This is a genomic window from Bacillus cereus group sp. Bc010, from assembly GCF_027716745.1.
Lineage (GTDB): Bacteria > Bacillota > Bacilli > Bacillales > Bacillaceae_G > Bacillus_A > Bacillus_A pacificus.
The window spans coordinates 1-6,347 of sequence record NZ_JAQFUY010000068.1 but is presented as its reverse complement, the minus strand read 5'-3'; the positions used below and the strand labels follow the sequence as shown (position 1 = coordinate 6,347).

The following is a 6,347-nucleotide window of genomic DNA, read 5'->3' as shown; positions in this document are numbered from 1 at the left end:
GTACATTACGTGTTTTTTAGTTTGTTTGAACGAAAGTTCATTTTGTTTTCGTTCTTAAGTTGATGGGCATGTGGCGGGACCCCTTAGAGTAGGAAATTCGGCTCATTTTATGTCGAAATTTACTTAGCGTATATTTTCGTTAATTATCTTAACTAGTCGTTACGTATGACTTTACAGCATTCGATGCAAAGTTATCGGTTTTTTGTATGCAAATTTATGGATTAAGTCATACAATTACGCACTATTTTTAATGAATCGATATTTACTTGTTTCTTCAACTAAGTTCGTCCGAATCTTTTTCTACAAAATCACTAAAGTCATCTCCCCAATCACAGATGGCTGTTACAACATTCTCTAGTTGATGACCAATTTCACTAAGTTCATACTCAACCTTAGGAGGCACTACGGGGTATACACATCGAGTAATTATTTTATCGTCTTCTAATTCTCTTAATTGTCTAATCAACATACGTTGATTAACTTCAGGCAGCTTTTTTTGTATTTCACTTAATCTTAATGGCGAACGTTGTAACAAACACCATATAATTGCTATTTTCCAACGCCCTCCTATCACAGATAAAGCTAAATCTTTTCCAGTGAAAAATTCCTTGTCCTTATAATGAATAACCATAATTTTTGACCTTCCTCTCGCGAAAAAAATGTTTATAGTGACAAATTTGTCAGTATTGTAATTAAAATTATAAAGTGTAATCTTAGTGGTGTAAACAATAAAAAAAGAAAGTAGGGATTCAATTGAAAAGTAGAGCTGCTGTTGCATTTAAGCCAGGGGAGCCACTTCAAATCGTAGAAATCGATGTAGAAGAGCCAAAAGCAAAAGAGGTATTAGTAAAAATACTATATACTTCTGTCTGTCATACAGATGCTTTTACATTATCAGGTGACGACCCAGAAGGAGTATTTCCTGCTGTATTAGGCCATGAAGGTGCTGGTGTTGTCGTTTCAGTAGGTGATGAAGTTACTTCAGTAAAACCTGGGGATCATGTTATTCCACTATATACACCTGAATGTGGAGAATGTAAATTCTGTCGTTCTGGTAAAACAAACCTATGTAGTGCTGTACGAGAAACACAAGGTAAAGGTTTAATGCCTGATGGAACAACTCGCTTCTCTTATAATGGAGAGCCCCTTTATCATTACATGGGAACTAGTACATTCAGTGAATATACAGTTGTTAATGAGATTAACTTAGCGAAAATCGATGAAAACGCTCCGTTAGATAAAGTTGCTTTATTAGGATGTGGTGTGACTACAGGTATTGGTGCTGTACACAACACTGCAAAAGTTGAAGAAGGAGCTGTAACAGCTGTATTTGGTTTAGGAGCGATTGGATTAGCAGCTATTCAAGGATTGGTTCAAGCAAAAGCAAGCCGAATTATTGCAGTTGACCTGAATCCCCAAAAATGGGAACTCGCTAAAAAAATGGGAGCGACTGATTTTGTGAATCCTGCAGATTATGATCGCCCAATTCAAGAAGTTATAGTCGAAATGACAGATGGTGGCGTGGATTATAGCTTCGAATGTATTGGTAATGTTGAAGTAATGAAATCCGCTCTTGAAGCATGTCATAAAGGTTGGGGCGAAAGTATTATTATCGGAGTAGCTGGTGCTGGTAAAGAAATCCATACTCGTCCATTCCAATTAGTAACGGGCCGAGTATGGCGTGGATCAGCCTTTGGTGGAGTTAAAGGAAGATCTGAACTTCCAGAAATGGTCGAAGATTATATGCATGGTGATATTGATTTAGATTCATTTATTACTCATCATTTAGAATTTAAAGACATCAATGCGGCATTTGACTTATTACACAAAGGTGAATCCATTCGTACGATTTTAACTTACGGAGAGTGAGATAATGAGTCTTAAATGTATTGAACAACATCGTTCTTTCGAAGGAGAGCAACGTAAGTATAGCCATTATTCCGAAGTCTTGCAATGTGATATGAAATTTAGTATCTACTTACCATCAAATAAAGAAAAGAAAAAAATTCCACTTATATGGTGGTTATCTGGTTTAACTTGTACAGATGATAATTTTAGTCAAAAAAGTGGATTTCAACGTTTGGCTGAAAAACATCAAGTTGCAGTGATTATGCCAGATACTTCACCACGTGGAGAATACGTTTCTGATGTTGCAGCATGGGATCTTGGACAAGGGGCAGGTTTTTATTTAAATGCTACCCAGGATCCTTGGGCACAGCATTATAAAATGTATTCGTATATCGTAGATGAATTAACATCCATTGCTTCGACTATAGTACCTAATTTTTCAGGTGAAGAAAGCATAATGGGGCATTCAATGGGAGGACATGGGGCTTTAGTGATCGGTTTGAAAAATGCTAAGAGATTCAAAGCGGTTTCTGCTTTTTCTCCAATCTTAACTCCTAGTCAAGTACCATGGGGAATAAATGCTTTCACCTCTTATTTAGGTGAAGACAAAGATTCTTGGAAAGAATGGGATGCTTCAGAATTAATTAAAGAAGCTACTATTCCACCAATTCTTATTATGCAAGGTAGTCAAGACGAGTTTTATCCGAAACAATTGGAAGAACATATTTTCTTAGAGAACGCTCAAAAAAATAGTCAAATGGTAACTTATAAAAAAATGGAGGGCTATGATCATAGCTACTTCTTTATTTCCACTTTCTTAAATGAGCATTTCTCTTTCCATATGAAGTATTTAAGATGATTCTTATTTACAACAATACCCACTTCCAATGGCATATGAAGTATTTAAGTTTACAGCAAAATATAGTAACAAAAGTATCCGCATGTAGAGATGTGGGTGCTTTTGATTGTTATATTTTGTCATATTATATAGTTTGTAAAAACAAATAAATTGGGAGGAAGAGTTCATGTGGATTAAAAAAATGTTATTTAATTACCGTGTTAAACCATCCTTATTAAAATCTCGTTATGAGATTGAAAAGGAAAATCGACAAGTTGACTTATTTGAAAGTTCAACTGAAACGTCTAAACCGTTTTCGATAAGAGATACAAGATCATATATTCAGCCTAATACTAAAACATTAGAAGACATGATTAATTACTTAGCAGCTATTCGTGAAATCCCTTCTCTTTCCGTGGATAAGAATAAAATGCTTTGGCCATTAATATCCAAATGCTAAATTCAAAAAAATAATGGTTATAATTTTAGCTATTTCTATATCAAATATTTGAGTTGATGGGAGGTACAGTTTGTATGGAAATGAAAAAAATGTTAAACAATGACCGTATTAAACCATATTTATTAAAAGCACGTTTTGGAGTTGAAAAAGAAAGTCAACGAGTTGACCTATCAGGAAGTTTAGCTAAAACGGAACATCCCAAAAGTATTTCAGTAAGAGATGAACATCCTTATATTCAGCGAGATTTCTCTGAAACACAAATGGAATTAATCACACCAGTTACTGAGACACTAGGAGATTTATTTAATTATTTAGCAGCTATCCATGATGTTGCCTATCGTTCTATGGGAAATAACGAAATGCTTTGGCCATTAAGCATGCCACCACAGTTGCCCGAAAAAGAAGAAGATATTGTTATTGCGAAACTTAATAATCATGAAAATGTTTTATATCGTCGATATTTATCTAATTCTTATGGTCGACGAAAACAAATGATTAGTGGTATTCATTACAATTTTGAATTTAGCGATAATTTGATTCAGGCATTATTTGAATTACAATCAGAAATAAAAGATTATCATCAATTTAAAACAGAAATTTATCTGAAAGTCACAAGGAATTATTTACACTATCGATGGTTAATAACTTATTTCTTCGGTGCTTCTCCTAGTAGTGAAAAGAATTTCTTTGAAATAAATCCTTTAAATGACGCCGTAAGAAGCATTAGAAATAGTAAATATGGTTATAGTAATGAAAATGATGTTCAAGTATCCTATAGTAGTTTACAGAACTATATATCTGATCTTTCTTCGCTGGTAAGTAAAGGGGTTTTATTAGAAGAAAAAGAATTTTATGCATCTGTCCGTTTAAGGGGCGGTCCTCAAGTTTCAGATTTAAAAAATCATGGGATTCGTTATATTGAATTAAGAAACCTAGATTTAAATCCTTTTGAAACATATGGAATTAGCCATGAACAAGCAGAATTTCTACATCTTTTCCTCATCTATTTACTCTGGATTGATCAAGACGATAATAATGATGAATGGGTAAAAATCGGTGATTTTCAAAATAATTTAGTGGCTCTTGAACATCCGTTAGAACATACGCAATTTAAAACAGATGCTGAGCGTATTATTGATGAGATGGAACATTTAACAGGGCTGTTAGACATAACTGTTTCGAATACCTTATTTGTTAACTTGAGAGAAATGCTAACAGATCCAAGTAAGACTTTAGCTGGAAGACTTTATAAAGAGATTATAAAAAGTAGTCAAAGTCAGGTAGCTTCCCGTATTGCTAAAGAAAATTATAAAAAAGCATGGGATAAACCATATCAACTATCAGGATTTACTGACATGGAGTTGTCTACACAAATTTTAATGTTTGATGCTATTCAACAAGGATTACAAGTAGACGTTTTAGATCGACAAGATCAATTTTTAAAACTACAGTTAGGAAATCATGTTGAATATGTGAAAAATGGGAATATGACAAGTAAAGATAGTTATATATCACCATTAATTATGGAAAATAAAACAGTAACAAAGAAAATTCTTCAACAGCATGGATTTCGTGTACCAATAGGTGAGGAATTTAGTGATATAGAAAAAGCCTTACGTTCCTATGATATATTTGCAGGAAAGCCTTTTGTCGTTAAACCAAAAACAACAAATTATGGTTTAGGAATATCTATCTTTAAAGAAAACGGAGCAAGTTACGAAGACTATCAAAAAGCACTCACAATAGCATTTAAAGAGGACTCATCAGTATTAATAGAAGAATTTATTAATGGAACAGAATATCGATTTTTTGTGCTAGATGGCAAAGTTTCTGCCGTTTTATTACGAATTCCAGCCAATGTTATAGGAGACGGTTCACATACGATTGAAGAGTTAGTCGCTCAAAAGAACCTGAATTCATTAAGAGGAATGGACCATAGAACACCTTTAGAAAATATACAATTAGGTGAATTAGAGGTCCTAATGCTTAAAGCTCAAGGGTATCGAAAAGATTCTATTCCAACAAGTGATGAAATTGTTTTTCTGCGAGAAAATTCTAATGTCAGTACAGGTGGAGACTCAATTGATATGACAGATCAAATTCCCGATGATTATAAGAAAATTGCCGTAGATGCTGTGTCGGCACTTGGAGCAAATATTAGTGGTATTGATTTGATTATTGAAAATACAGAAGTTCCTGCAGCTAATAAAAATGCTTATGGAATTATTGAGGCAAACTTTAATCCATCGATGTATATGCATATATATCCGTATAAAGGCAAATCCAGACGTTTGACCATCTGTATATTACATTATTTATTCCCTGAACTACCAAAAAAATAATTTAGAAGTCTTCGAGATGTTAGAGGGATTAGTATAAAAATTGTAAATGATGTAACAAGAGGAGACATTACTTTTTAATTAATTGGGATCTCTCAGAGGTCCCAATTTAAATTATTATTTTAGAAACAGGCGTATGAGAAATGGGTTATTGGAATGCAAGTTTGAATAAGATAAAATAGGGGAATATCAGAGGGAAATTTAGAAAGGTATTTTGACTTATTTGGTCAATCAAGAGCAAGTCAAAAAGGGATACAGACGAGATATACATGTTATCTATACTTAGGAGTAAAAACCTTAATTTAATAAGAGTTTTACATTGAATACATGTAAACAATTTGTTTGACAACGATCCTTGCAACATCGAAGTCTACAACCGTTCGTTGCCCTCAAGGTAACGGACGCGCCTTAAGGAGCTCTTAAGAGACACGGTTTATCCAAGCAAGGTTATTCGATACCTTCTCATTGCACTACCTTGAATACATTAAATACATAATTTACTTAGTTAAGATATCAAGTAGTTAACGTAGCTTATCACTCAATTCTTCTTCTTAGAATACTTTAAATATTCCTGATTTTCATAGTAGATAATACACGTACCTTGGCTGTACTCCAACGTAATAGTTGATATAAAACTTACGTTAAGCAAATTTCCACGAAATTTTCACTATTTGATTCTTTAAAAAAAGTAGTAAACTAAGTAATCGGTTCCTTAACGTACAGGAATCAGTTTAAATGTGTCTAAATTTTGTCTAAATGTACAATTTTCTTTTTTGGGTATGGTGACCCCATGCCCATCAACTTAAGAACGAAAACAAAATGAACTTTCGTTCAAACAAACTAAAAAACACGTAATGTACTT

The 6,347-nt window shown here is 33.5% G+C and carries 5 protein-coding genes; 4 read left to right on the top strand and 1 reads right to left on the bottom strand.

Annotated features, from left to right (window positions below):
* Positions 1 to 274: 274 nt before the first annotated feature.
* Positions 275 to 631, bottom strand: a complete 357-nt coding sequence (locus tag PDQ68_RS28075) for a winged helix-turn-helix transcriptional regulator (RefSeq protein ID WP_000234699.1) — start codon at positions 629 to 631, stop codon at positions 275 to 277.
* Positions 632 to 753: 122 nt separating this feature from the next.
* Here PDQ68_RS28075 and PDQ68_RS28070 point away from each other — a divergent pair, with 122 nt between their 5' ends.
* The 4 genes from PDQ68_RS28070 (at position 754) to gshAB (ending at position 5,488) form a co-directional block, all read left to right on the top strand.
* Entirely contained in the window at positions 754 to 1,869 is a 1,116-nt protein-coding gene (locus tag PDQ68_RS28070; RefSeq protein ID WP_000842153.1) for an S-(hydroxymethyl)glutathione dehydrogenase/class III alcohol dehydrogenase, read from the top strand.
* A 4-nt stretch (positions 1,870 to 1,873) separates the two neighbouring features.
* On the top strand, positions 1,874 to 2,707 hold the full coding sequence (gene fghA / locus PDQ68_RS28065; protein WP_000053341.1) for an S-formylglutathione hydrolase: 834 nt from the start codon (positions 1,874 to 1,876) through the stop codon (positions 2,705 to 2,707).
* A 166-nt stretch (positions 2,708 to 2,873) separates the two neighbouring features.
* Positions 2,874 to 3,146, top strand: a complete 273-nt coding sequence (locus PDQ68_RS28060; protein ID WP_000264853.1) for a hypothetical protein — start codon at positions 2,874 to 2,876, stop codon at positions 3,144 to 3,146.
* A 74-nt stretch (positions 3,147 to 3,220) separates the two neighbouring features.
* Positions 3,221 to 5,488 carry a bifunctional glutamate--cysteine ligase GshA/glutathione synthetase GshB gene (gshAB, locus tag PDQ68_RS28055; protein ID WP_000425291.1) on the top strand — a complete coding sequence of 756 codons (2,268 nt, stop codon included), beginning with the start codon at positions 3,221 to 3,223 and terminating at the stop codon, positions 5,486 to 5,488.
* Positions 5,489 to 6,347 lie beyond the last annotated feature (859 nt).

Excerpts from the sequence above, each read along its gene's own strand:
- gshAB (WP_000425291.1), top strand. The coding sequence starts at position 3,221 with ATGGAAATGAAAAAAATGTTAAACAATGACCGTATTAAACCATATTTA.
- fghA (WP_000053341.1), top strand. The coding sequence starts at position 1,874 with ATGAGTCTTAAATGTATTGAACAACATCGTTCTTTCGAAGGAGAGCAA.
- PDQ68_RS28075 (WP_000234699.1), bottom strand. The coding sequence starts at position 631 with ATGGTTATTCATTATAAGGACAAGGAATTTTTCACTGGAAAAGATTTA.
- PDQ68_RS28060 (WP_000264853.1), top strand. The coding sequence starts at position 2,874 with ATGTGGATTAAAAAAATGTTATTTAATTACCGTGTTAAACCATCCTTA.